Source organism: Terriglobales bacterium, assembly GCA_035567895.1.
Lineage (GTDB): Bacteria > Acidobacteriota > Terriglobia > Terriglobales > Acidobacteriaceae > Gp1-AA112.
Genome location: DATMPC010000085.1, coordinates 203103 through 228561 on the forward strand (window position 1 = coordinate 203103; position 25459 = coordinate 228561).

Genomic DNA, 25459 nt, shown 5'->3' on the forward strand with positions numbered 1-25459 from the left:
ATCCATGCACAACATCGAAAAGCGGAAGTACGAGCGCGTTTCACTGCCACAGAAATCGGGCGCATACGTCGAGGACGCCAACGGAAAACGTTTAGGTGCCCTTCGAGTAATCGGGCAAGGCGGGCTCTTCTGCGAGTGCGACCCCAAAAGCTATCGTGCCGGAGAGATGGTGTTGCTCCGCATTGTCGATCCGAGCGAGGGCATTGAGCGCAACCTGAGTTGCGAAGTTCGATATACCGAAGACAAGGGCATTGGCTTCGCGTTCGAAGATCTCGGCCCAGATTCCGCAGTCGAAATCGGCGTGATCATCGGCAAGTACTATTCCGCAGGCAAGAAGTAGCAGCTCAACAATCTGATCGAGAGGTCGCGGCGTGACAATCTTCATCTCGCTCTTACTTGGTTTTGCGACGGGGATTTTGTCTGGTCTCGTTGGGATCGGCGGGGGCATCATCATTATTCCCGCTTTGGTCTATGGTTTTCACATGAGTCAGCGTCGTGCGCAGGGCACTTCCATCGGTGTATTGTTGGCGCCAATCGGCATCCTGGCGTTCATCGAGTACTACAAGGCCGGCAACGTCGATGTAAGGATGGCGATACTGATTGCGCTGGGATTCATCTTCGGCGCTTACTTCGGTGGCTCCTGGGCTCAGCAGATACCACAGAACGTCCTGAGAAAAATGTTCGCTATCTTGCTTGCAGTTACTGCGGCGAAGATGTTCTTTCAGAAGTAATCCCGGCGCTTCGCGATTGAGAACGGAAGTAAAGGAATACCGGAATTCCCATCAGGATCACTGCGCTTCCCAGGAGCGATCTCTTTAAGTTCTCCGTGAACGTCGAATAGAGAAGGAAAGCTGCGGCCGCGATAAAAATCGCGGGCACCACCGGATATCCCCAGGCGCGATATGGACGCAGTACGTCTGGCATGCGCTTGCGGAAGATGAAGATCGTACTTGCGGCAATCATGTAGAAGAGCCACTCAGCGAAAATAGCAATCGAAAAGAGCTGCTGAAAGCGCGAGATCACGAGCAGGAGAACGCAGGCAAGGGCGGCCTGTACTACAAGTGCGTTACCCGGCGTGAAATATCTGGGATGTACTTCTGCCAACGCGCGGAAAAAATAGCCGTCACGAGCAACTGCAAACGGCACTCTCCCTCCGCTCATTACAGTTCCATTTAGACCAACGACCATCGAAAGAGCCATTCCGGCTGAAACAACGGCCGCGCCGACCGCACCGATCGCTAGCCGCGTGGCGTCAGATGCGGGACGCTCCGAACCAGCAACCTGCGCTGCCGGCAGCACATACTGCACGGCTGCGTTGGTGGCCATATACAACGCCGCAACCAGCAACACGCCAACGATCAGGCCGAGGGGAATATTGCGCTCAGGCCGTTCGATCTCTTCGCTCACCATGTTGAGATCGTTCCAGCCGTCGTAGGCCCATAACGCCGCAACTAGCGCGACCATGAAGCCGCTGATGCCACCGGTGGCTCCTGGGTATGTTGTCGAGAAGTTAGAGAAGGTGCCGCCGCGGAAGCTGAACGCGATGCCGACGATCGCGGCGATCATCAGCACCTTGAGCCAGGTGAAAATGTATTGAAAGTCTCCGGCTCGTCGAACGCCAATGTAGTTGAGTCCCGAAATGACGATGGTTACGACCATCGCTCCAATCTGTGCCCAGGTGATTGCAAAAGGTGAGGAGATGGCGTTTTCTGTCAGAAAGTGAAAAGCGCTGAAGGTGCCCAGAATCCGCATTAAGCCGGTCGTAATCGTGGCAATCGAGGCAGGCTTTGCGATCACGAACCACGTCCACGCGTAGAGAAAGCCGGCTACCGGTCCGTATCCATCGCGAACGTAAACATACTCACCACCCGCCTGCGGTTTAAGCGCGCCGAGCTCCGCATAGGTTAATGCGCCAAAAATCGAAAGAACGCCGCCTACAATCCAGGCAAGATAGACCAGCTTCGCGGACCCGACTGCCTGCATCATTTCTTTAGGAACCAGGAAGATGCCGCTGCCGATGACGGTGCCAACCACGATCGCAATTGCATGGCGCAGCCCTAGTGCCCGCGGGAGTTGTCGAGACTCTGTTCTTGCTGTCACAGGGCTAAGCACGCGCTCTCTCCAACGACGGCGATGTCAGCGTACTGATTGCGTATCCCACGGCGAAGGTCACGACGGTTCCGATGGCTACCAGCCAGGTATAGGCGATGCGGAAGCCCGCCCAACTTGCAAAATGATCTGCACCCAGCCAGAGATAGAGATTGATCGCCAGGCCACAGGCCATACCAACAATTGCGCCGCCTTCAGTAGCCCGACGAGTCAGGATTCCCAGCAGGAAGACTCCAAGCAGCGAGCCGTACGCCACGGAGATGATCGTCAAGCCGATCTCAACCACGCGTCCTCCGTGCCGGGAGAGCAGAGCCAGCCCAAAGAGCACGAGTCCCCATAGTACGGTTGCAAAACGGGAAACAGAGACACGGCGTTGCTCAGTTGCTTCAGGACGAAGACGCATGTAGAAGTCCACAACGGTTGTCGACGAGAGAGAATTCAACGCAGCGCTCAAGTTCGACATCGCAGCAGCCAGAATCGCGGCAATCAGGATGCCTGATATCCCGTGCGGCATTCGGTTCACGATGAACGTTGGAAAAATTCGATCGGAACTCGTGAACGCAACCAGCGGGGGAAACAGCTTATAAAACGCGAACAGGGAAGCGCCCACCAGAAGAAAAAGGCCGAATTGAATGAAAATAAATACGCCACTCGACAACAACGCGAGCTTTGCCTGACTCTCATTCTTGGCTGCAAGCAAGCGTTGCACCATCAATTGATCGGTACCGTGAGTGGACGTCGTGAGGAAAGTTCCGCCGATTAGGCCCGCCCAAAAGCTGTAGCTGTTCGATGGACTGAAGCTGAAATCAAAAATGCGGAACTTGCCGGCAGCGCCGGCGATCTGATCCACCGTGTTCCAGCCTCCCGGCACTAAGTGCAGGATGGTGAAGAACCCGATCACCGTTCCGGCAACGTAGATCGTCATCTGGACAACATCAGTCCACACTACCGCCGACATCCCACCTTCGAACGTATAGATAAGCGTCAGCAGGGTAATGATTGCCACCGAAAGAATGTCGCGAGTCTCTGGCGTGATTCCGAAATGGGCAAAGATACTGGTCAGCGCAATGCCCACGACGATGGAGATCGCCCAGACGCGCACGCCTTCCGCTGCCGCGCGCGTTGCCAGGAAGAGTCCTGCAGTGAAGCGATGTAGACGCGGTCCGAAGCGGCGGTCGATGAGTTGATATGCGGTGTAGAACTCGCCGCGAAAGTATTGGGGTATGAAAATGATGCAAATCAGGATGCGCGCAACGAGGTAGCCAAGCACGATTTGCAGGAAGCCGAAGTCGCGGTCGTATGCCAATCCGGGAATGCTGATCACTGTCAGCGTGCTGGTTTCAGCCGAGACTATCGATAGAGAGATCGCCCACCAGGGAATGTTGCGATCAGCAAGGAAATAGCTCTTGAGAGAACGATCGGCAGAACGAAAGTGAATGCCAAACAGCGTGATGCCGACCAGATAAATTGCGATCAGAGCGAGATCGAGAGGGTTGAGTCCCATGCGGAATATGAAGTTTCCATGACGATACAGGAGTTAGGGATGTGTGGGAAGGTGGCTCGTGCTTGCGACGACAGCGCCCTGTGGATAGAGGATCCTGGCGATTCTCACGCCCAAAGCACGTATCGTCCGCCACCTGTGAACAGGATGACTAGACACATGACGATCAGCATCAGTTCGTAGTTCCAACCGTTATTGGCCCAAAACTCAATACGCCACACGAAGATCTTCTTCTGAATCGCTCCGAACATGATGAGAATCAGGCCAATCGCCGCGGGCTGGATCAACACTCCGAAAGCGACGCCAAGACTGCCGAGTATCTCGACCGCGCCCAGGAAGATCGTGAAACTCTTGCTCATATTGATGCTCTTGCTTCTTGCGACAGGATCTCTCACGTGATTCAATCCACTGGTGAAGAAAACGAGGCTCACCATGAGCCTGAGCAAGAGCAAGCCCAGATCGCTGTATCGAGTTAAGGCTGGGAAGACCATCAAAAATGCTCCTGATGGACGTGGTAAAGGGCCGCGGCCGCGAACATCGTACACCTGTCATGCGCGGTACTCGGTATCGGCAACTGCCGCATACCAACAAGGATTTTGCCGGGGAATCCCGCCTTCAAATGGATAGTGACTAAGGTCATCTACCCCACGAGTGAATCGGAAACTACTATGGAGCGGCGGAAGGTGTCGCGCAGACGCCTTCCTTACTCTGCTTTCCTGAAACTGATCCGAGTTATCCGGTACAGGAGGTCGCTTGGGCGCAAAGGTGTTGCGCGCTGTTTATCGCCTTATTGTCCCTGGGGGATTAGTGTTGCTGGTCTCTGCCCTCGCAATGGAGTCGCGGATGCCGCAGGGAATGGCGGCCTCCTTTTGGCATTATTACCCCTACATCATTTTCGGCGTTGGCCTGCTGCTCAGCGCGGTGTTCAATTGCAGCCGATTATTTTTTGCTCTACTGGTTGTCGCCTTATCGGATCGCGCTCTGTTGTGGCTGGTGCCACGTCTTTCGTCCGCAGGAATATACCAAACAATTTTCGACGCGATCGCGCTGTTGCTTCCGCTGAACTTGCTCGCCTTCTCGTTCATGCGCGATCGTGGAATCATCTCGTCCCCCGGCCGGCGCAGAGTCGCATTCATCGCAGCACAAGTCGTTTTTGTTGGACTGATCGTTCTGATTCATCCCTTGCAGGTGCGAGCCGCCGGTTTGATGCAAGGAGAAATCATTCCCAAGGGTTATTCGGAGTGGAGTCATCTCTCACAACCGGCACTGCTTGCCTTCATACTGGCGGGCATCGTGATGCTGGTGTATCTGCTCGACCGCCGCAGGCCGGTTGAAAGCGGACTCTTCTGGGCGCTAGTGACGGCATTCATCGCGCTGAATGCCGGCGGCGCGAGTCATCTCTCGTCGGTTTACTTCGCTAGCGGAGGTCTGATCCTTGGCATCGCGGTGCTCGAGACTTCATATACGATGGCCTACCACGACGAGCTAACGCAGCTTCCCAGCCGTCGCGCACTCAATCAGGCGTTGCTGAAAGTTGGCGACGCTTACGCGGTGGCGATGGTCGATGTAGACCATTTTAAGCAATTCAACGATACATACGGGCACGAGACAGGTGACCAGGTGCTACAAATGATCGCCTCGCGCCTGGCGGATGTTACCGGCGGCGGCAAGGCATTCCGCTACGGCGGAGAAGAGTTTGCTGTGATCTTCGCCAACAAGTCAGTCGACGAGGCGTACTTGAGTCTCGAAACTCTGCGAAAGAAAATCGAGGCGACGCCGTTCAAGGTTCGCGATGCCGAGAGGCGTGAACGACGCAAGAAAGCGAAAAAGAGGCAAGTGCCACGTCTTCACGCCAAAAAGCGCGTGAGGGTGACCGTAAGTATCGGAGCCGCATCGTCCGATGGCGAGGGGCGTCCGGCCGACGAAGTACTACAGGCAGCCGACAAGGCCCTTTATCGCGCGAAAAACAGCGGACGCAACTGCACTGTGGTCAGCGGCTAGCTCGCCGTCCTGCCCGCAGATGTGCCTAACGAGCAGCCGCAGCTCGGGCGCCTGCCGGTTCCGACGCGCCAGAGAAAGCTCCATAGGTCGCGCCAGCGGCTGCCGCTCCCAAAATGGGAGCAACCCAGAATAGTGGCCCGGAATATCCCCCCACCCGAATTTCCAGACGCCTTAAAATGCCCCTAATCGCAAAATTTACATTTCGCGAAGAGACACGACGTTCATAGGCTCCTGAATAAATAGAAGATACGGCGCAGTTTCCTGCTCGGTGAGAGGAAACACATCAAGACAGGAGCATTTTCGAAAATCCGGGCAGGAGACTTGGGGCGGTGAAGCGTCAGTTTTGGGGCACTTTCAAGGCCGACGAAGCACAGAACTGGGGCGGTGGATCGACCTTTTGAGGCACCGCAAGGCGAATCCGGGTGATTCAAGCAGCGTTGCTTCGCGAAAAAGATCTTGGACTTTCTGTAGAGTTGATCATTGCCAGGACTGCGATTGACTGCGGTTAGTGGAACGAACTAGGCTGGCGTCAGCGCGAGGGGCGCATCCAGTCCGCGGAAAGGGCAGTGCCCACCCACTTAAATACAACTGAAGGTACGAACCTTCTTTCAGCCTGACTCGTGCGGACTCCAGGCATGCGATGAAAGGAGATTCGTATGTTTCCCAATCCGCAAGCGGCGCTTCCTCTTCCCTCGCGACCCAATCTTGAACAATATAAGAAGCTCGCCAAAGAACTCGTAAAAGTCTGCAAGACCGGAAATTCTGCTGCTCTGCACGAGTGGGTGTCGGAGTGGATCGGCCATCTTGTCCGCCTGAGCCGCCTGGAAATCACTCCAGGCCTTCCCGTGGAAAATCGAAGCTGGATCGAACAAGTGTCGGAATTCGCCACGCGGAAGCTGCTTTCGGAGGAGCGCAAGTGCGCCCTGACCGATGCGCAGTTTGTGATTGCCCGTTCGCACGGATTTATGAGTTGGCCCAAACTGGCCAAACATATCGAGCAACTCGCGGGCAAGAACTCGTCGGTCGCGCAATTCGAGGCGGCCGCGGACGCAATCGTCTGCGGCGACGTGCAGACGCTCAGGCGACTGCTCCGCGAAAATCCCAAGTTGGTACTAGAGCGCTCCACACGCGAACATCGCGCCACCCTTCTCCATTACACATCGGCAAACGGTGTCGAGGGATACCGGCAGAAGACGCCGAAGAACATCGTGGAGATCGCGGAGCATCTGCTGAAGTCTGGAGCGGAAGTGGACGCTGAGGCGGACGTTTACCGCGGCGGATGCACGACGTTGGGCCTGGCGGCCACAAGTGTCCATCCTGAAGTCGCTCGCGTGCAGGAACCGCTATTGCAGATCCTGCTGGACTACGGCGCAGTGATCGACAAACCCAATCTCGCGGGTAACGCGCAGTCGGCGCTGATTGCCTGCTTCGCGAATGGACGGCCGCGAGCGGCAGAATTTCTCGCTGCACGCGGCGCACAACTCGACCTGGAAAGTGCCGCAGGTCTCGGACGAATCGATCTGGTGGAGACCCTCTTCCATTCCGATGGCAGTCTCAAGGCGCCGGCAACGAAAAAGCAGTTGCAGAAAGGCTTTCTATGGGGCTGCATGTACGGCCGCGAAAGCGTCGTTGCCTTTCTACTGGAGCATCGCGCGGACCTGCAGGACCGCGCTGACAGCGGCGCAACCGCACTGCATTGGGCGGCCGGCGGCGGACACCTCAGCATCGTTAGACTACTTCTCCATCGTGGGGCTCCGCTGGAGGAGATCAATGCATGGGGTGGGACCGTGCTCGAACACGCTGGCTACGGGTTCGAGCACGGCGCGCCTGAGGCTGACTTCGTTCCAGTTTTTGACGCACTCCTCGCCGCTGGGGCAGCCATCCGAGGTCGCTGGCTGGCATGGATCAAGCGAGTAAGGAACCGTTCAGTCGAGGAGAAAGCGCGTGTTGCAGAGGTATTTCGTCGTTACGGAGCAACAGCATGACCAAGCCACGCCGCTGAGCGAACAAGTTGAACAAAACCTGAGCAAGAGTTGGCAGGCTTTCCGACGTCTACCGTGCTGCCGAAGATCTCGTGAAGTCCGGCTTCGGAGGTGAACAGGCAGCTTTAAACCACCGGCTGATGTAGATCTGGGCGTGGGCTTCTCCGCAGAAATGGCGCGCTCCGTCGCCGTTCGCAGCTTCGGTGTTCCATTGAAGAACCGTGAGGTTCGCGTTTCCGCACTGAATCACAAACCAATGAATAGGATGGCTGGTCTCTGTCCCACAGATCTCACATCTGAATTCCTGCAGCGCTGTCATAGGTTCCTCATACCAGAGATAAGGCTCGCTTTTCGCTCGCCGAAAAGAAGCTTCATTGTAACGCGCCCCACGTGCGATTCGATCTGGTTAAGGGCCACAGCCTGATTGGCCGCTTAATTCCCAATATGACCAGGAAATGCGAGGAGCCCTTGGGAAGGCCTGCGCTCCTCAGGGTGGATTCGATACCGGCACTAGCGGGACAAAACGGACAACCTAACCAAAAAGGGAATTAGCCCGTTCCGTATTGACATACTTTCAGTTTTGTTTTTACATTAATTCCGCCAGGTCGCATTCTGCGTCTGGTAGTCCCATTCCTATTTCCCAACTCAGCACAGCTGAGTGAGCGTTGAGTCTTCGACACTGCGAATGTTTCACAGGCCGCTGTAAGAGTGTGGAATGGCCGCCTTTATTTGAAGTGCCGACTTCCGTTGACGACCACACGACCGCAGAAGGAGAAGTCTTCTATGAAGAGAGCTGCGATTCTGACGCTGACATGTTTCTGCTGCGTCGCGTCTGCCAAGTACACGTTCAGCGAGGACCATTCACGCAAAATTCGCGTCATTCCGTTTGTATTCGATCCCGCAGGCACACACCTTGTAGCTGCGAAGTGGCTGCCAGGCATCGGATGCCCAACCTCCGCGGGAGTTTCAACTACCGGTGGCAATAAGCCCGACAGCACCTACACGGATCCCGCGTGCGCGACCGGCGACGATCGGGACAAGAAAGTCGAGGGCTTGTTGTTGGCGAAGACCGGTCCCACGCCGAACGTTGCCGCCGGTGGTGCGGTGATTACCGGGGTGGAACGCATAACACTCACAGAAATCGGTTATGACATCCGAAAGCCCGTCGATTTCAGCGATACTCGAGGATCCCATTGCGGCGCCGGCGCGCCCCGATTCAACGTAACTACGCAGGACAATGTGACGCACTTTATCGGGTGCGCCTCTCCTCCCCCGGTGCACCAGAAAGTAGGGAATGGATGGCTCAGGCTGCGCTGGGATCCAGCCACGGCGTTTCCCCCGATCGCTCCTGGTGCGCAGGTGAAGAGCATTAGCATCATTTTTGACGAAGGTCAGGACGCCGGTCCGGACAACTTCGGACTCGCCGTTCTCGACAACATCGACATCAATGGCACCTTGGTAGGCAGAGGCCAGAACGGAAATGGGAGAGATGACGACAACGGAAAAGGGAGGGATGACGACAACGGGAAAGACGACGATTAAGAGCGCGATCCGGGAAAGCTAAACCCGGACCAAGACACCAGCGGAGGACTGCCTGAACTGCGCGACTTGATTTCAGCTTGTAGAGAGAATTGCGTAGTCCAGGCTGCTCCCCGTGTGGCCCAAAATGCGCGACCATAACAGTGCTGCTAAGGTTATGCGACTTTCTCCTTAGCAGTCCGTAGGCACGCAGTGATTTCGCCGAGAACTTTATTGTAGTCAGCGGTGGTGGCTCGTTCCACATGAATGCGAGCACCTTTGATTCCCGCTTCTTCCACCAGTCGCTTGAAGTCAAATTGCAGGAAATTTTCTACTTGCTGCCGCGTCAGGAATGCGATGGGAACATTCGCGGACTGGCCTGTCGAGGTTTCGATCTTCACAAAATAAGGATACTCAGGCTGTTGCACTTCCACATTCATGCAAAACACCTCCATTAGAGTGACGAAAGAGTCGCAGCGAATCTTCGCTTCCTAACTGGAAGTGGCGGCAAAGCGAATCTATCACAGTTCGTCACGAGTGAACCTAAGGGGAAACTCGGGGAGAAACTCGCTGCGGGGAATCAGAGGCAGATTTCCAGGGATTGAAGTTGTCGAGGAGTGTTGACAGCTGTCCATCGTATGCTCGCATCCTTTTTAAGAAGTGCCGGTGGAGGGGATCGTGACCCACACACGCTAACAGGATCGTGAGCGAAGCGCAGGAAATGGTGAACCGCGCACTGGACTGAGCGACCAGGCAGCGGCCCACCATCACTAACCAAACGCTCCTGGACTATTTTGGTGCAGCAGGAGCAGCTAGCATCTCGTCTACAAGCTTGTCCTCGACTACGTTGTACCCGGCCGGAACAGCGAACAGTCCTGGATCAGGGTCATTTGTACTTATCTCGGTCAAACGGCTGGTGAAATCGCCGGCCCACGGATCCGAGTGCTTTGTCATCACGGTGGTTTTCAGACCCTTCGCGTACCAAGTCTCGCTCACAATCTCGATAGGACGATCGTTATTAATCTCCCCCGCAGGAATAGTTGTTGTCAGCCGCGTTCCCGTCGCGCGCACTCCGTCAAAATCGCGCTCGCCGAGATTTTCCGATTTGGCATCTTCATTATTCATCCGCTTCCCTTTGGAATAGAAGTAGACGTTGCGGCGCTGTTCGGGAGCGCCGGCAGCATCTGGTGGCGGTGCGACAGCAATATTCATCACGCCAGGGCCGGCAGCGGCTGTGACGGGACCGGAAACATGGCGCACTTGAAATTCAGGAGCAAAGGGAAGCTTTCGCGCGATCTTCCTTTCGGGCTCGAGCACATAGCGTACTTTGGCAACAGGATCGCTGATCGTGATCAGAGTAGGCGCGTCCTGCGCGAGACCAGGAGGCAGCACGATCTCCGCCTCAGTTCGTACGCGTCCGTCTTTGTCGCGCCACATCTTCGAGCTGCTCTCTTGATGAATCCTGTTGCCGTCGGCAAAGGTGCGTGTTGATTCTGTCCGCATCGTGCCGCTGAACGGAGCGCCCTTTACGACCTCGTCGGTCATGGTGTCCAGTACTTTGACTCCGGCCACGCCGAAGCCTTGTTCCATGGCGATTCCTGGACCTCCCACTCGAGCAGTAAAAGTTCGTGTGAACGTCTTCGGCGGCTCACCCCCTTGTTGCGACCAAGCTACCGAGCTAAGCGCGAAGGTTAAAACGATGAATGCAACAACGGTGAAGAGGATTCTTTGTTTCATTGCAGCTCCTTAATATTGTGGTCACAATCCATTGACTAGCTTCGACTACTTCGTGAATCGAACGGCGCGCGTCAGACCATCTGTTCCGACAATCACTTCGGCGTTCACGAAACCATTTCGGGCCAGCGGTCGATACGCTCGTCCCACGCTTGCTGCCGGCATTTCCAGGCGAATCACTTGCATCGGATCGCCACAGCTAAGAGGGTCGCAGTACAGCAGGCTATCGAATTGGGCGACGGGAAAGTCACTGTTTGCAGCGGTCCGTTGGGTCTCGAGCCTTTGAGGCGGACGACTTTGCTTTCGCGATCGAGTAACTGTGTCTCTGCGCGGATACGCAACTTGCGTCTGAGGTGACGGAGCGACCGGACGAACATCCACAATCCTGTTCGCAGCCGTCGGCAGCGGTGTCGGAGGCCGCGGTACTCGCAATCGCCAATAGCCGAGCGCAATCAGCACCACCGCGACCATTGCCGCTGCAGTCGCCGGTACCAGCCACGTCCAGAGAGAGCTCTTACGCTCTATGCGTTCTTCAAAGCTGGTAAGGACGCGAGCCCGTAGCTGCGAAGAAGGTTCAGCTTCCGCCGCGGACAATCTCAAAGTCGCCTGGGGATCCAAAACTTTTGCTGCCGCTTCCTGTACCCCGCGAGTCCGCTCGTTACTTCCTGCTCGCCAATTCGAAGATGTCATGGCGCCACCACCTCACTCAACTGCGGACTCTCTTTTTCTTCGGGGCGAAATCGCTGCTTCAGTTTGTCGGCGAGTAATGCATGAGCGCGATGCAATCGCGAGCGCACCGTTCCTACTGAACAGCCGATCTGCGCGGCTGTGGCTTCATATGTCATCTCGCATAGCTCGCAGAGCGTTATTACTTCGCGATACTTCAGCGGCAGACTCGTCACTGCTTTCCGCACTGCCGCCAGTGTCTCGGCTCGCTCCAGCTTCTCCTGTGCGCTCGCTTCTGCATCAGTGGCGACTTTGTCCAGGTCTTCCGGCTGAGACGTGAACCATCGCAACTTCCAGCGCAGATGACGCAGCACCAGCTTCCGTGTGATCCCCAGGGCGAAGTTCAAGAGATTCCCCCGCGCTTCATCAAAGTCCTTGGCGCGATTCAGCAGTGTGAGGAAAGCTTCGTGCACGATGTCCTCAGCCTGCGCCCGCTCGCCGAGCATGTGAAACGCAAAACGATAGAGCGGCCCGGAAAGTTCATCATAAAGCTGCGCAAATGCCTCTTTATCGCCGCGAACAGCCCGACCCAACAGCGGGTTTTGAATCTCACTTTTGTCCACGGCGCGGTCGATGCTCTGGATCGTAGAGCGTTTGTTCATCACGTATTCGCTTCTCAGCGAGAGAAAGTTCCAAAAGTTAGACGAAGATGTTGGCCGGTTGTCTTGGAAGCAACATGCTGCAGGTCAACGTTGAGGACTCCCGGCAATGCCAGGTGGTAGAATCGGGCCCCATAATCCGGGACCCAGCCATGCACAAGGACTCGGCTGCCTGATAGGCCGACAAACGCGCCAAGGGGGAGCGTAGGAATGACACTGGAAGAATGTCTAAACTCCGCAAACGAAGCCAAAGCTTTGATGGAGTATGCAAAAAAAGAGTTCAACGACGAGAACATCGTTTTTCTGGAGTTTGTGAGGAAGGTGAATCCTTCGCTCGGTTTCTGCCCACCCGGCGTGATCGGCTTGAGCAGCAATGTTGACGAACGGCATGCGGAAAATAAGTGGGGAATTGAACTTATCCGGTTCCTCTACGACCATTTCATCAAGAATGCGGCGACACTTGGAGGTTTCGCAGGAGGGCGAGACATCAACCTTTCTGGGTCCGTGTTCGAGTCTGTCAAGAGCGCTTACCAGGATGTAATCAGCCATGCAGACAGTAAGCAGGGGGTTGATGCCTTGAAGAGGCGAAAGGTATTCGATGCGGCTTACCGCGAGATCTACGGGCTAGTGCAAAGGGATACGTATGCAAGATTCGGAAGGGAACAAGGCAAGGAAGTCTTGGAAAAGAAGTACAGCGCCAATGTTCCGTTCCCACGGCTCCCGCAGGCCTAGCTGTCACCTAGCTTGACACGGGTGTATGGAGCCACTGAATCTGCTCGACGACAACGAGTGACACCGACAATTTGCGCACAAGACGACAACGGGCACTCGCAATGAGTGCTCGCACAAATTCTGCCCGTGCCGGTCGTCACATCTTTTCGAGGGCATTATGTTAGCGACCGAGTCGCATCGCGGCAGCTTAACTTCTTAGCTAAAGGGAGAGCAGGTGAGCGAGGCGGAAAGTCAACCTCGTAGCGCTGCTTCATTTCTCCTTCGGCGGTTCCCATAATTCAATTCGGTTTCCATCGGGATCCATGATCCACGCAAACCGTCCGTAATCGGCGTTCTCGCGATGCGGATCAATCTCAACTCCCGCCTTCTTCAACTCATCCAGCAACCCGTCCAGATGATCCACACGATAGTTCACCATGAAGCTAGCTTTGCTCGCCCCAAAATACTTCGTGCTTCGCGGAAAGATCGACCAAGCCGTCGCCCCCTTTGCACCCGGCTCACTTCCTTCCGGCGCCTGCAACTCGCGCCACTCAAATGTAGCGCCCTGTCCGTGCGGCTCGCGCTTAATGCCAAGGTGCTTCTCATGCCAGTCATACAAATGCGCTGGGCTCTCCGACTGAAAAAAGATTCCGCCAATGCCTGTCACGCGTTTCATGAGTGAGTCTCCCCGCTAAGTGTTTTTGTCAACATCAATCGCGGAAAAGAGCCTCGCATAGATTCCGACTTTAGCCAAGCGTCTTGAGCCGCAGTCATGACGCTGGCCCTCTGCCCTCTCTTGCTAATGTAAATCCCGATAAGGCGGGTTACCGGACAAGTGCCGACCACTAGCCAGAAACGGGGTTTGAGGAAATTGCCCCGTGTATTCCTGTTAAGCGTCCGTCCATCAGGAAGATGGTTGGTAGGGGTGGTGGGAATCGAACCTACCACCCTTCTGTAAGGCTGTTACGCGACGTGTTCGTCTTCATCGGTCAGGTACTCCGCCGGAACATCGTCTTCGGGTACCTGACGTGTGGTCACCTCTGAAGCATCGGCATCCTCGGCGTTTTCCACGCCGAGAACCGCATTGGCCTCGAAGGCGTTTCCCTCTTCAACCAACTCTTCCACACTCTCGGAATCCGCGTCAGCGACATTCGGTATCTGCTGAATATCGCCCGACTGGCCTGCCGAGTCGGGGCCCAACTCATCGGGGTTGCGCTTATTTCTTTGTGCCATTTGTTGCCTCCGCCTATTCAGATGCGCCAGGTATATATAGGAATTAGAGAAATCCCGCGCGAAAGGTCCGAGACTCGTCCGAAGCTGCCTCTTTGGAGACGCGATCAAACTTTTTAGCGCCGAAGGCGACATTCAGGTAGCCCAGCGGCGTAGCCTTGGGTGGACTTAACTGCCTGCGGCACTCGGGAGCGACAGCTCCTGCTGCAGCGTGAAATCGAGCAGGGTTTCGCTGGGGATCTTGACCTGGTCTCCCTTGGTAATGACTTCCGATCCTGCGCCAGCCGCTCCGCCGACACCCGCGCCAATCGCCGCTCCTTTGCCCCCGCCCGCAATCGCGCCGATGATCGATCCCACCGCCGCTCCGCCGACTGTTCTCTTCGCAGTGCTTGCCCCGCGCGACTTTCCGGTCAGTTCATATTCTCCCGTCACCACGGGGACAGTCTGACCATTCACGACGATGCCCGTCAGCTCCAATAGCAGTTGCGATTTCCCGCTGAACTTCCCCGACTCCTTCGACTCCGTCAATCGCCCGTAAACGTCGGCCCCTTTTGGGACAACCACGTTACCGTCAGCCGTCAGCGGCTCCTGTAGGGAAGCCTGGAAGCGATCCCCCGGGTGATTCTGCGTGGAATCAACGCCATCAATCATCCGCACAGAAACGCGCGTTCCCGCCGGGATGGTCACGTATGCCGGTGGCCTGGATGTCACCGGGCGAGCAGTCTCCCTTTCGCCTGAGAGCGAACTCCGCCGCTTCAGGCTGTCGTTCCCTGCGGGCTCGGAATCGAACTTGAGCGAAACAATGTCGGCAATGTTGTATTTCTGAATCGACGACCCGACCTGGAAGCTGACATAACTATCGGTGCCGCCCACGAACTTGCCCTTAATCAGGCTGCCATTCCTTAACTCCAAAGAATCAGCCCACGCCACCGAGGCGACGCACAATGCTAACGCCAATCCACAACTCAGTTTGAACTTCATTATTTGCCTCTCCTCAAATTCTTTGTCTACGTTATCTGTTTTGGCGCAAGTGCTCCTACATTGTAAGTGGGCACGCAATGGCAGAACCGTCTGCGGTAGCGGGTGGGTGCAGTTGGCTTTCCGCCTTCGTGCCTTTTTCATGTGAGATGTGTTTGAATAACTGGGCACTCTTTTGCGCAAACTCTCAAACCCAATCACCCTCGCCCTCAGCAATAAGTACTTCCAACCCTCGTCAAGAATTGCTAGGAGGATTTATGGCAACAAAGCCAAGAGTCGCAACCGCACCCATGAAGGTTGCCCGGGTTCCCAAACCGGGAGCAGATTTCGAACTCGTCCAGCACGAGATTCCTGAGCCGGGCACCGGACAAGTGCGCATCAAGGTGAAGGCCTGCGGTGTCTGCCACAGTGACGCCTTCACGAAGGAAGGGCAGTGGCCCGGCATTCAGTATCCTCGCGTTCCCGGACACGAAGTCGCCGGCATTATCGATGAACTGGGCGACGGTGTTTCGGAGTGGAAGAGGGGACAGCGTGTCGGCGTAGGTTGGCACGGCGGCCAGGACGGCACATGTATCTCGTGCCGCCGCGGAGACTTTGGCAGTTGCCGGAATCTGCAAGTTCCCGGCATCAGCTTTGACGGTGGATATCAGGAATACATGGCGGCTCCCGTCGAGGCACTGGTAGCCATACCGGACAGCCTGACCGACGCCGAAGCAGCTCCATTGCTTTGCGCCGGAGTTACCACCTTCAATTCTCTGCGCCACAGCGGCGCCTCCCCGGGCGACCTTGTCGCGATACAGGGTATCGGCGGTCTGGGTCACCTCGGAATTCAATTCGCGAACAAATTCGGCTATAAGGTCGCGGCTATTGGACGCGGGGCAGAAAACGAAGCGCTCGCAAAGAAGCTCGGAGCCAGCGTCTATATCGACAGCAAAGCAGCGAACGCAGCGCAGGAACTGCAAAAGCTGGGCGGCGCACAGGTAATTCTTGCAACAGCCCCAAGCTCGAAAGCGATGTCCGAGTTGATCGATGGCCTCGGGCCGCATGGAAAACTCATGGTGATCGGTGCGGCATTCGATCCCATTGAGGTCACACCGGTGCAGCTCATCAGCGCAGTTCGAAGTATTCAAGGTTGGGCCTCAGGAACACCAACCGATTCCGAGGACACATTGAGGTTCGCCGAACTGACTGGTGTGCGTCCCATGATTGAAACGTATCCACTTGACAGGGCAGCTGAAGGTTACGCGCGAATGATCAGCGGCAAGGCACAGTTCCGCGTCGTCCTCACGATGTAAGGTCTGGCGAGCGGCGGGGGAAAATTGCCGAGTTTCGATTCGTGTCGGGCACCGACTTAAGAGGTCGCTTGGCATCAACGACCTCAATCAGTTCACGCCGGAATAATGTTCTTCCTGTGGGTGTTGTCGTCGCCGTGATGCCTAGTGGGCATACTTCGAGCAGGGAAGAAGTGCTTCAGAAGTGAGAATTCAAAAGATCAACTTACAATATCGCTCCCGTCTACAAGACTAGGAGAGACAACGATTGGACTCCCACTCGCGCCGCTGGTGGCGCATGCTCCTGCCGATCGCGCTGGTTGCCACTTTTCTAGTTGTGGTCTTGCGCTCACACCTGCAAATGTCGCAGACATTCGACGAAGGCTTCCACCTCGCGGCCGGATATCGCTACATAGAGTGTGGCGACTTCGGCATCAATTCGGAGCATCCGACACTAGTGAAGATGGTAGCGGGACTCGCGTTGCGAATGACGCGAACACCCGCTCCGAGCGCCGGCATCTGCGGACAAGAAGAGACATCGAAGGGCCACGGATACGAGTTGGGCGTCGCCTACCTCTACAAGCAGGGCCTCGACGCACAACAGCTTTTGTTCAAAGGGCGAGCCGCGACACTCATCTTCGCAGTGGTTTTGATGATGGCTGTCTTCTTCTACGCCCGACACCTCTTCGGATATTGGGCGGGCATCATCGCCCTGCTGCTCTGTGCCGCCGAACCGACCCTGATCGCTCATGCGGATCTGGTGACGACTGACATGGGCGTGAGCGCCGGTTTGGTTCTGGCAGTATTCCTGCTCGACAGGTATCTGCGAAACAGAACGCCGCTAAACCTGGTACTTGCCGGGTTGGGGGTTGGCCTCACTCTCTGCGCCAAGCATTCAGGCGTGATCGTCATTCCTATTGCAATTGCGCTGACTGCAGCCGATGCATGGATGCGTAGCGATGAACGTGGCCGGGGCGCGCAACGCTATCTGCGAACATTCGGTGGGCTCGCGCTCATTCTTCTGATTGCCGTTGGTCTTCTTTGGGCAACGTACGGATTCCGCTTCTGGCCCCGCCCGCACGGAGTCGCTATGACTGTCAGCTTCGCCGACTTTCTCACGCGCGTACAGTCGGAGGGCACGACCGGCGTCATGCCGGACCAGCTGATCCCATTTGCCGCGCGCTGGCACTTGCTGCCTCTGGCGTATCTCTACGGGTTGGTGGATGTTTTGAATGTTTCCCATCCTGGGCTGCCGCCGTGGATTCTTGGACGGCTGCTGCCACACGGCGTCTGGTATTACTTTCCCGTCACATTTCTCATCAAGAGCACTCCCGCCTTCCTCGCACTACTTGTGCTGTCCGTCGTAGCTGGAGGATGGACTCGCCCGGAGCGTCGCCGCGCGTGCGTGTTTCTCCTGTTGCCGGTAGCGATCTGGTACAGCATAGCCATGACCTCTGGGTTGGATATTGGCTACCGGCATGTGCTTCCCACGGTACCGTTGCTGGCGATATTCATCGCCGGCGGCGTCACATATTTCGTGCGGAACGCCAAGAGAAAATCTTTGGCTCTACTGCCCGGAGTCCTTGTCGCTGCGCACATGGCCTCCGCAGTATTTGCCTATCCGGATTACTTTCCCTATTCGGACGAGTTCCTGGGCGGCTCACGGAATACGTATAAGTATCTGACCGATTCCAACAATGACTGGGGACAAGCGCTGTATCAGACGGCGTTATGGCTGAAACAGCGCAACATCACGGACTGCTGGATCGCGTATGACGGCGCGGCCGACCTCAACTACTACGGAGTGCCCTGCAAAGTGCTCCCCGGGAATCCCGGAGACTTGCTGCCCATGCCTCCGGCTGAGGCAACCGGACTGTTCATCATTAGCGGACTGAGCTATGCGGGAGTGGAATGGGAGCCGGGCGAATTGCAGCCTTACAAGGTATTTCATAGCGTCAAACCGTCCGACAACATCGGAGGAGCAATGCTCGTCTATCGCGGCACATTTGATCTTCGCCCAGTGCAGGCCGTGAGCTACGCGATCAAAGCAAATAGTGAACTCCAGCGAGACGCTTCTGCAGCGCTGCACGATGCCGAAGCGGCACTCACGCTCACTCCAACCAGTGTGCGCGCACGTTTGAAGCAAGCGCACGCTCTGGAACGCCTGGGCAGACATGACGAAGCGAAGAACGCCTATGCCGTTGCGTTAAAACAAGCGGAACAAACCGGCGCAGCATGGTATCCAGCGGAGATCGCTGAGGCCCGAAACGGGATCGATCGGTAAACTGGTCCGATACAGAGATTCGATCGGGCTTGTGTTCGAACCCTTCAGCTGTTTCCATACACGGGCACCGCTGCACCGTGGATTACTTTGGCGTCATCGCTGGCCAGGAAGAGGATCACGCGTGCGATGTCTTCCGGCTTCGGCCATCGCGCATAGTCAGCGTTGCGCATTGCTTTCCGGTTTGCTTCCGTATCAATGATGCTGGGTAATATCGAATTGACCCGCACGCCGGTACCCCTAAGATCTTCTGCCAATGAATCCATCATGGCCACCGCGGCAGCCTTTGAAGCGGCGTAGGCGGCATTACCGGCCGCATGATCGAAAGCAGCTTTCGATGCGATGTTTATGATTACTCCGTATTTCTGTGCGAGCATTACTGGCACAACTGCGCGGGAGACGACGTAGCCCGAGCGTAAATTGGCTGCCAGCATTTGATCGAAGACCCTTGAGTCCATTTCCCACAACTTCACACCCCCGGCGTAAGCTCCCACGGTATTAACGACGACGTCCAGACGGCCGTGTTCTGCAACAACTCCTTGAACTAAGCGATTCGTGGCAATTTCGTCCGTAACGTCCACTCGCTGGCCTTGAAGGGATAAAGCATCGGAGCCCGCAATGCGCTTTAGATCGTCGAATTCTTCCTGCCCGCGGTAGGTGACCACGACCTTGGCTCCTTCCTTCAGAAACCCCACACTCACGGCGCGTCCCAATGCGCCAGTGCCGCCCGTGACCAACGCCAGTTTGCCGGAGAATCTTGCGTTCATTGAATGCCTCAGACCATTCTTGCGGCCCCGTTCCCACGGACGGGGAGCGCACCCTTTCGTCCTGACTTCGGTTGCTTGCTTTCCATTATGGCACCCGCGGTTTGATTCCCGCCAACCCAGACAACAAACGTCTGATCCGAAAAGGGGGGTGCCACCCGGCTCTGTATCCGATGGCGTACTACGCGCTTGGTCGGAAAAAAGAGTCGGACGCCGCATTGACTGAATTAATTACGAAATACCATGCATGATCCGCCTGCCGGCATAACTGCCCGGTGCCCCATTCTTTTTCTACGCCAATTCCAAACTACCCCTAACGACGTGCATGCGGAGAGCAACGGACTCAGCTGGAACCAGTCTTAATTCACTGGTGTTCACGGAACAGCGAATTTATCAGCGAATCTAACAGTGACTTTTTTCTGAAAACGCCGGCGAGCAACGGACAGTTCCGCGCAACCTCCTGCGGCGTCAGAGATTATCGAAATTTGCGATTTTTACTTCCGGCAAAGAACAGTGAATAACAGTGAATAAGCAGTGAATTATGAAATTTGCAATCCGTTGCTCGCGCCAGCGTCCGATGATTGCGGACGAGCACTCTACCCCAGCGGCGTGAGTTCCAAAATGAAATTTTCGTTGACTCGCAATCTCGATTCGTGGTATCACCGAACTACGTTCGGTGCTGAGGAATGGCCGCTCCGCTCGCGAGCGCGCGGATGACATGAGCGCCGATCAGCCGGCCACCCGTCCAGGGAAGGGCATCGGCTTCAGCCGTGCCGTCATGAAGAATTAAGAAGATCCGGCTTTACAGGCTGCGAACAAATGCTGTGGATGACGTGGAGTCGACTGACGTCCCCAAGATTGTCATCCTGAGCCCCTTCTTTGGGCGAAGGATCTCCCGGAATGCGTCGAACGTATTTGCAGTTGCGCGGCATTTTGGCCGAAAACCCGCATTTTTGTGAAAGAGCCATGTCTGCCGCAATCAAGTCTGAAATATCGCGGGAGATCCTTCGCCAAAACAGGCTCAGGATGACAATCCTTCGAAATTCCACAGCATTTTTCCGCAGCCGGCTTTAGCCGCTGAGGTAAGCAGCCGAGCGGGTGGAGCATCGAGTTCGTATTTGCCGGATGCGGACCCATACGGATAATCCTCCGCTCGTTTCGCCAACCCAGCTTTGACCGGATTTTCCGGTAGTGTCCTAAAGCTGCGTTGATGAACGTTTTGATCCGTTCTTGAGCCACCGCGCCACGAAGAACACGGCAATCGGACTGACCACTATGGCAATCCACCCGAGCGCCTCAAACACCATCATGCCAACAACTCCCTAAGACTCCATATGTGATCGGTAATACCAGCTTCCATCGCGGGAGTCACGCGCAAACTGCGATGTATCCGGCAACCGCTTGCAACGGCATCAACGCAGCTTTAGGATACTACCGATTTTCCTCGATATAGGTTTTGAACCCTTCATATTCCCCAATACGAACTCGCCTGTCCGTGAAACCGCGCTGCCAGATATCGAAGTTCCGGTTCAACTCCTTCTTAGCCCGAAATGAATATCCCCCTTTGATGAACTGCAGTGCCTTCTCAATGGTGATGCCTGCAGGAGTAATCAACAGATGGAAATGTTCGGGCATAACCACAAAAGCGTGGAGGTGATAGTTGTTCTGCTCCCGATAGCGGTAAAGCGAGTCGATGAATAATTCCGTGTACTTCGGATAGATAAAGTAACGTTCTCTACCGTCTGTGGCGGACGTGATGAAATATGTTTGCTCGCCAACAACAGACTCCAGGCGGTTCGGTTTGCTCATCGGCTCACCTCAGCGGCTAAAGCCGAAATACTTTACTACTTCCCAACGGCACGGCTAAAGCCGATGCCCTTCCCTGAAACCGGCCAGATGGCGGCTATCGGCACCCACCAGGCCTTCAGTTCGCTCCGGCAGCGCAGTCGAAACTCTCTGCCCGTTTTGGATCGCCAGTGCCTTTGTACTTCGCGGCTTGCGGATACGGACATAGTGGCCGCGTCATACGCGCATCATTGGTGGAAGCCGGGGCGGCAGAGTTGGTCGTCGCAACCACCCTGGACGGAGCGACGCCCTTCTCCACCCAATCTTCGAGCGCGAGCTGAACATCGCGGGCGCTGAACAAGGATGCTCGCGGGCCGCCGCCGCAGTGCTGCATTCCCGGCACCATGTATAAGCGCAGGAATGAGTCTGCGTTCTGTGCTCCCATCTTCTTGACGACCTGATTGTAGTAATCGATAGAGTTGATTGCAGAGATCGCGGGATCGTTCCAGCCGTGGTAGATGATCAGCTTGCCGCGTCGGTTCTTCAACCGTTCGAGATCAGGATCGGTGGCATTCAGATTCTTGGCGCCCTGCTCGTCGGACGCCTTGGTGGCCTGACTAAGATCCGCGGTCTTATAGTCCCAATCGGCTTTGTTATAGATCATGTTCGAGAAATAGCCATTGGCGAAGAAGAAGAGCAAAGCGCGTCCCGGAGCGGAACCGGTGATCCACGTTGACCATCCGCCCTCGCCTTCTTCGGCTCCCGGCGGGAATCCGGGAAAGATCTGGCCATTATTGTCGTGCGGGCCCTGGTAGAGCTTCTTCAGCGCAGTAACCTGCGCGGCGGTCAGACACTTGTTGCTCTCACTCTCTGTGCAAGTCAGCACCGCAGGATCAAAATGGCACTGCCGCGGATCGTTCAAGATTCCATCGGCCACTCCATCCTGCCGGTCGCAGGCCTGGTTCACAGCAGAGGCAATTGCGGGCAGTTTCGATGAAGGTATGTAACTGGCCGGATCCTGCGTAGTCGCCTGCGCGTTCCACAGCCCGCTGACCAGAAGATGCGTCCAGTAATTTGCCGGAGCCCCAGCGAGGATTCCGTCATAGTCTTCGGGGAAACGTTGCGCTTCCATCAAAGCCTGCCGGCCGCCGTTCGAGCAGCTCGCAAAATAGGAATACTTCGGATCGCTGCGGTAGAACGCTTTGATCGTAGTCTTGGCGAGCCGAGTCATTTCGTGGATTCCGCGATAACCGAAGTCCACGATCTTCTCCGGATGTCCGAGCGCCCAGGTCGCGTCGGTCGCATTTCCGGAGTGTCCAGTGTCAGTGGCGGCGGTCGCATATCCGCGGCTGAGCGCCGTCGCCATGCCGCGATAGTCCATCTGTCCGGCGAAGCCGCCGTTTCCTTGTCCCTGAAACTTTCCGCTCCATCCGCTGACCGGCATCCAGATTTCGACTTTGATATTTGAATCGGCGCTGGGATGCGCCTCTGCCTTCACCCGGCAAAATGCCGGAAGCGACTTGAAAAGAGACTCAGCTCCGGCGAGGTACGGAGGCAGGTTAGCCGGAACAGGAAAGGCGCCGGCAGCTACCACCTCCGCAGAAGCGACGTTCGCCTGCGGCAGTTTCAGCGCAGCAAGTTTCTCGCAAGAAGGTGCTTCCGGATACGCCGCAGCTGATAACAGAACCAGCCACAGTACCGCTGTCGGTTTTTGCATGCATGGCATTATGCCGCAGCGCGGGCCGAGCTGAGCAACGCTACATCCAGGCCGGCCATGGCGTCCACGAAATCCGACAAAGTGTGGCGTGGACAAATCAAACCGAGGTTAGGCGGCAATGGAGATGACGATCTTCCCGTATGCGCTTCTATCCTTGAGGCCTCCACTGTACGCGGGCGAAGCCTCATCCCATGGAACGGCTGCTTTGACGAATGCTTCGAGATGTCCAGCCTCAAGTTGCCTCGCGATCTCAACCAGCTGCCGTTGATTCGGTTCAACGATGAAGAAAGCGTTCTTCACTCGCTGGTCGGCCGTAGACTCGCTGTCTGCCGCAATCGTGATCATGCGTCCACCGGGCCTCAGGACACCCCATGACCGCTCCAGTGCGTCGCCGCCAACGGCGTCGAAGACTACATCCACATCGCGAACCTCGTTTTCAAAACGGGAAGCCTTGTAGTCGATGGCCTCGTCCGCTCCAAGGCGCTTAACGAAATCAACGTCATGAGCGGAGACGGTAGCGATCACATGAGCGCCATGGCGGTGTGCCAATTGCACGGCGTACAGACCCACTGCGCCTGCGCCTCCATGCACTAATACACGCTCCCCCGGCTGTATCCTTGCGCGATCTATCAGTCCTTGCCATGCCGTCAAGGCTCCTATAGGCACAGAAGCGGCAGCTTCGTGAGTCAAGGTGGAAGGCTTCCGCGCGATGTTCTGGGGCAGAGTAATGCAGAACTCGGCAGTGGCTCCAGGAGCGAACCAGTCGTTCATGCCATAAACCTCGTCTCCGATTTCGAACTCCCGCACATCTTTGCCACGAGCTGCGACGACTCCCGAGAATTCATGCCCCGGCACCGCGTCCGCGCGCGCTGTTCCTGATTCCGTATGAGTCGTGGGATACCAAAGCAGTTCGCTCGGAGTCACACCAGCAGCATGAACCTGAACCAATATCTCTCCTGCGGCAGGTTCTGGTGTCGGCAGTTCCGCAGGGACGAGCACCGGCCCCTGCTTTGCACTGTTTACTTGCATCGCCTTCATAAAACACCTCGTTCAAACGTTAAGTCCAGCCAGGTGCAGGGGCGCCCCAAGATCGACCTGGGAAAATACGGAATAGCCTGAACTGCGTCATTCGTTTTGAGCGCTCAAAAAATAGGGCGGATCAGGCCGTCCCCTTTTGGTCGTCCAAGCTGTGGGAGTAAGCCCCTCCCTGAGAAACACAGTTGACTAGTTCATCAGCGCGAAGCAGAAAACGTTTGAGCAGCGGAGAAGTGTTCGACTTGTTATAGCCCATCATCAGGCCGATGGTCGGGACCTCGCCGCGCAAGGGACGAGCGACGACCGACGGGATCAGAGCATTTCGCACATAGAGTGGAAGCAGGGTGAAACCGCCGGTGGATGCCACCAACGACATTCCACCGGATAAAGTTTCGGCGTCGTAGTTCTGCTTCAGTGTGATTCCTTCCTTCGCCGCATAGTCATCGATCACGGTTCGGAGGACGGGCGCGACTCGCGCTGTGCTGATGAAACTCTCGCGTGCGAGATCCTGCGGCCGCACTGCCCTGTGCCGGGCTAGGCGGTGGCGAGTAGGCAGTATCGCAATCAAAGGCTCCTTAGTCAGGAACTTAAAAGCCAGGCCTGCGGTGTGCGCTTCGCGTCGCAGCAGGGCCACGTCGATCTTGCCTTGCATCAGCCCATCCGCGAGCTCAGGTGAAGACTTCGTCATGAGCGTAATCTCGACGTCGGGCGCCTCCTCGCGCAAAATGCGCAGCGACTCTGACAGCCAGATCGCTTCCTGTCCCAGCAAAAAGCCAATGACAAACCCTGGCTTCTCGGGCCGTTCTGTACTACGTGCAGCTTCGCAGGCCACTTCGATCTGCATCAACGCCAGCCGTGCATGATCGAGAAATACCCGCCCGGCCGCATTGAGCGCAATGCCACGGGCCTTGCGCTCCAACAGCTTTACCCCGATCTCCAATTCGAGATCGCGAATCTGTCGGCTTAGCGATGGCTGGGCGGTGTGCAGGCGCCGGCCGGCGGCATTCGTGAGGCTGCCCTCCTCGGCGACTGCAATGAAATAGCGCAAATGACGAAGTTCCATTGAAAAACTCCACCCATGCTTTCAAGGCATATCTCTATCACACAAAGTATTTGTTAACCAGTGCGAGTCGGGCCCATCGTATAGAACGGCGGATAACGTTAGTTGTTGTCCCAATTAAACTCAGGAGGTTTCTATCTTCTTGCAACGCAAACCCAGCATTGTTTTTGTTCACGGTCTATGGGCTGACGGCTCATGCTTCGGCAAACTGATCCCGACTCTCCAGAAGGAAGGATTTGAAGTGATCGCTTCTCAGCACGGACTCGATTCACACGCCGGCGATGTAGATTGCGTGAAGAGAACCTTGGGCCGTGTAAGCAGCCCCGCGATCTTAGTCGGTCATTCCTACGGTGGCTCGGTCATCACGGCGGCCGGAACTGACCCACGAGTTGCAGCGCTTGTCTACGTCGCGGCGTTTGCCCCGGATGCCGACGAGACAACACAAAGTCTGCAAGAG

Annotated in this window: 24 protein-coding genes; 9 read left to right on the forward strand and 15 right to left on the reverse strand. The window is 56.2% G+C overall.

Translation table 11 applies throughout. The features are described from left to right. Positions 1–4 precede the first annotated feature (4 nt). The gene (locus VNX88_17950; protein ID HWY70555.1) at positions 5–340 is read left to right on the forward strand and encodes a PilZ domain-containing protein; all 336 of its coding nucleotides are present in this window, start codon (positions 5–7) and stop codon (positions 338–340) included. A 31-nt stretch (positions 341–371) separates the two neighbouring features. Next, positions 372–731, forward strand: a complete 360-nt coding sequence (locus VNX88_17955) for a sulfite exporter TauE/SafE family protein (GenBank protein HWY70556.1) — start codon at positions 372–374, stop codon at positions 729–731. Here the strand turns inward: VNX88_17955 and VNX88_17960 are convergent. From VNX88_17960 to VNX88_17970, 3 genes are all read right to left on the reverse strand, one after another. Next, positions 700–2100, reverse strand: coding sequence for an amino acid permease (locus VNX88_17960; GenBank protein HWY70557.1), 1401 nt, complete (start codon positions 2098–2100; stop codon positions 700–702). The two genes, VNX88_17955 and VNX88_17960, sit on opposite strands and share 32 nt — an antisense overlap. A gap of 4 nt (positions 2101–2104) precedes the next feature. Further along, on the reverse strand, positions 2105–3613 hold the full coding sequence (locus VNX88_17965; protein HWY70558.1) for a sodium:solute symporter: 1509 nt from the start codon (positions 3611–3613) through the stop codon (positions 2105–2107). A gap of 104 nt (positions 3614–3717) precedes the next feature. Then, positions 3718–4101, reverse strand: a complete 384-nt coding sequence (locus VNX88_17970; protein ID HWY70559.1) for a DoxX family protein — start codon at positions 4099–4101, stop codon at positions 3718–3720. 262 nt (positions 4102–4363) lie between these two features. On the opposite strand from VNX88_17970, the gene VNX88_17975 reads away from it, so the two are divergent. The 3 genes from VNX88_17975 (at position 4364) to VNX88_17985 (ending at position 9135) form a co-directional block, all read left to right on the forward strand. Further along, a complete protein-coding gene (locus VNX88_17975; GenBank protein HWY70560.1) occupies positions 4364–5611 on the forward strand; it encodes a GGDEF domain-containing protein in 1248 nt (415 codons plus the stop codon). Positions 5612–6267: 656 nt separating this feature from the next. Beyond that, complete coding sequence (locus tag VNX88_17980) at positions 6268–7596, forward strand: ankyrin repeat domain-containing protein (GenBank protein HWY70561.1); 1329 nt, start codon at positions 6268–6270, stop codon at positions 7594–7596. Between the two features lie 780 nt (positions 7597–8376). Further along, positions 8377–9135, forward strand: coding sequence for a hypothetical protein (locus VNX88_17985; GenBank protein HWY70562.1), 759 nt, complete (start codon positions 8377–8379; stop codon positions 9133–9135). Positions 9136–9287: 152 nt separating this feature from the next. Here VNX88_17985 and VNX88_17990 read toward each other — a convergent pair whose 3' ends face one another. From VNX88_17990 to VNX88_18005, 4 genes are all read right to left on the reverse strand, one after another. Next, positions 9288–9551, reverse strand: coding sequence for a hypothetical protein (locus VNX88_17990; GenBank protein ID HWY70563.1), 264 nt, complete (start codon positions 9549–9551; stop codon positions 9288–9290). Positions 9552–9900: 349 nt separating this feature from the next. Next, positions 9901–10848, reverse strand: a complete 948-nt coding sequence (locus VNX88_17995) for a hypothetical protein (protein ID HWY70564.1) — start codon at positions 10846–10848, stop codon at positions 9901–9903. A gap of 45 nt (positions 10849–10893) precedes the next feature. Beyond that, positions 10894–11535: a hypothetical protein gene (locus tag VNX88_18000; protein HWY70565.1), complete on the reverse strand. Its 642-nt coding sequence runs from the start codon at positions 11533–11535 to the stop codon at positions 10894–10896. Then, positions 11532–12173 (reverse strand): sigma-70 family RNA polymerase sigma factor, encoded by a 642-nt coding sequence (locus tag VNX88_18005; GenBank protein HWY70566.1) that lies wholly within the window; start codon positions 12171–12173, stop codon positions 11532–11534. Before VNX88_18005 ends, VNX88_18000 begins: the two co-directional genes overlap by 4 nt. Positions 12174–12380: 207 nt before the next feature. Between VNX88_18005 and VNX88_18010 the strand changes: the two genes are divergently transcribed. Continuing rightward, positions 12381–12902 carry a hypothetical protein gene (locus VNX88_18010; protein ID HWY70567.1) on the forward strand — a complete coding sequence of 174 codons (522 nt, stop codon included), beginning with the start codon at positions 12381–12383 and terminating at the stop codon, positions 12900–12902. A gap of 250 nt (positions 12903–13152) precedes the next feature. Here VNX88_18010 and VNX88_18015 read toward each other — a convergent pair whose 3' ends face one another. The 3 genes from VNX88_18015 to VNX88_18025 all read right to left on the reverse strand — a co-directional run bounded on the left by VNX88_18015 (position 13153) and on the right by VNX88_18025 (position 15092). Next, positions 13153–13557 (reverse strand): VOC family protein, encoded by a 405-nt coding sequence (locus VNX88_18015; protein ID HWY70568.1) that lies wholly within the window; start codon positions 13555–13557, stop codon positions 13153–13155. 287 nt (positions 13558–13844) lie between these two features. After that, complete coding sequence (locus tag VNX88_18020) at positions 13845–14114, reverse strand: hypothetical protein (protein ID HWY70569.1); 270 nt, start codon at positions 14112–14114, stop codon at positions 13845–13847. Positions 14115–14279: 165 nt separating this feature from the next. Further along, positions 14280–15092, reverse strand: a complete 813-nt coding sequence (locus tag VNX88_18025; protein HWY70570.1) for a hypothetical protein — start codon at positions 15090–15092, stop codon at positions 14280–14282. Positions 15093–15346: 254 nt separating this feature from the next. Between VNX88_18025 and VNX88_18030 the strand changes: the two genes are divergently transcribed. Beyond that, positions 15347–16384 carry an alcohol dehydrogenase gene (locus VNX88_18030; protein HWY70571.1) on the forward strand — a complete coding sequence of 346 codons (1038 nt, stop codon included), beginning with the start codon at positions 15347–15349 and terminating at the stop codon, positions 16382–16384. Positions 16385–16628: 244 nt separating this feature from the next. Then, a complete protein-coding gene (locus tag VNX88_18035; GenBank protein HWY70572.1) occupies positions 16629–18644 on the forward strand; it encodes a glycosyltransferase family 39 protein in 2016 nt (671 codons plus the stop codon). A 44-nt stretch (positions 18645–18688) separates the two neighbouring features. On the opposite strand, the gene VNX88_18040 is transcribed toward VNX88_18035, so the two are convergent. The 5 genes from VNX88_18040 to VNX88_18060 all read right to left on the reverse strand — a co-directional run bounded on the left by VNX88_18040 (position 18689) and on the right by VNX88_18060 (position 25005). Further along, entirely contained in the window at positions 18689–19408 is a 720-nt protein-coding gene (locus VNX88_18040; protein HWY70573.1) for an SDR family NAD(P)-dependent oxidoreductase, read from the reverse strand. Between the two features lie 1428 nt (positions 19409–20836). Then, on the reverse strand, positions 20837–21214 hold the full coding sequence (locus VNX88_18045) for a transposase (protein ID HWY70574.1): 378 nt from the start codon (positions 21212–21214) through the stop codon (positions 20837–20839). Between the two features lie 115 nt (positions 21215–21329). Then, entirely contained in the window at positions 21330–22907 is a 1578-nt protein-coding gene (locus VNX88_18050; protein HWY70575.1) for a tannase/feruloyl esterase family alpha/beta hydrolase, read from the reverse strand. A 108-nt stretch (positions 22908–23015) separates the two neighbouring features. Beyond that, positions 23016–23945 carry an NADP-dependent oxidoreductase gene (locus VNX88_18055; GenBank protein HWY70576.1) on the reverse strand — a complete coding sequence of 310 codons (930 nt, stop codon included), beginning with the start codon at positions 23943–23945 and terminating at the stop codon, positions 23016–23018. A 121-nt stretch (positions 23946–24066) separates the two neighbouring features. After that, complete coding sequence (locus tag VNX88_18060; protein ID HWY70577.1) at positions 24067–25005, reverse strand: LysR substrate-binding domain-containing protein; 939 nt, start codon at positions 25003–25005, stop codon at positions 24067–24069. A 139-nt stretch (positions 25006–25144) separates the two neighbouring features. On the opposite strand from VNX88_18060, the gene VNX88_18065 reads away from it, so the two are divergent. Beyond that, on the forward strand, positions 25145–25459 hold a 315-nt coding region (locus VNX88_18065), incomplete at its 3' end, for an alpha/beta fold hydrolase (GenBank protein ID HWY70578.1).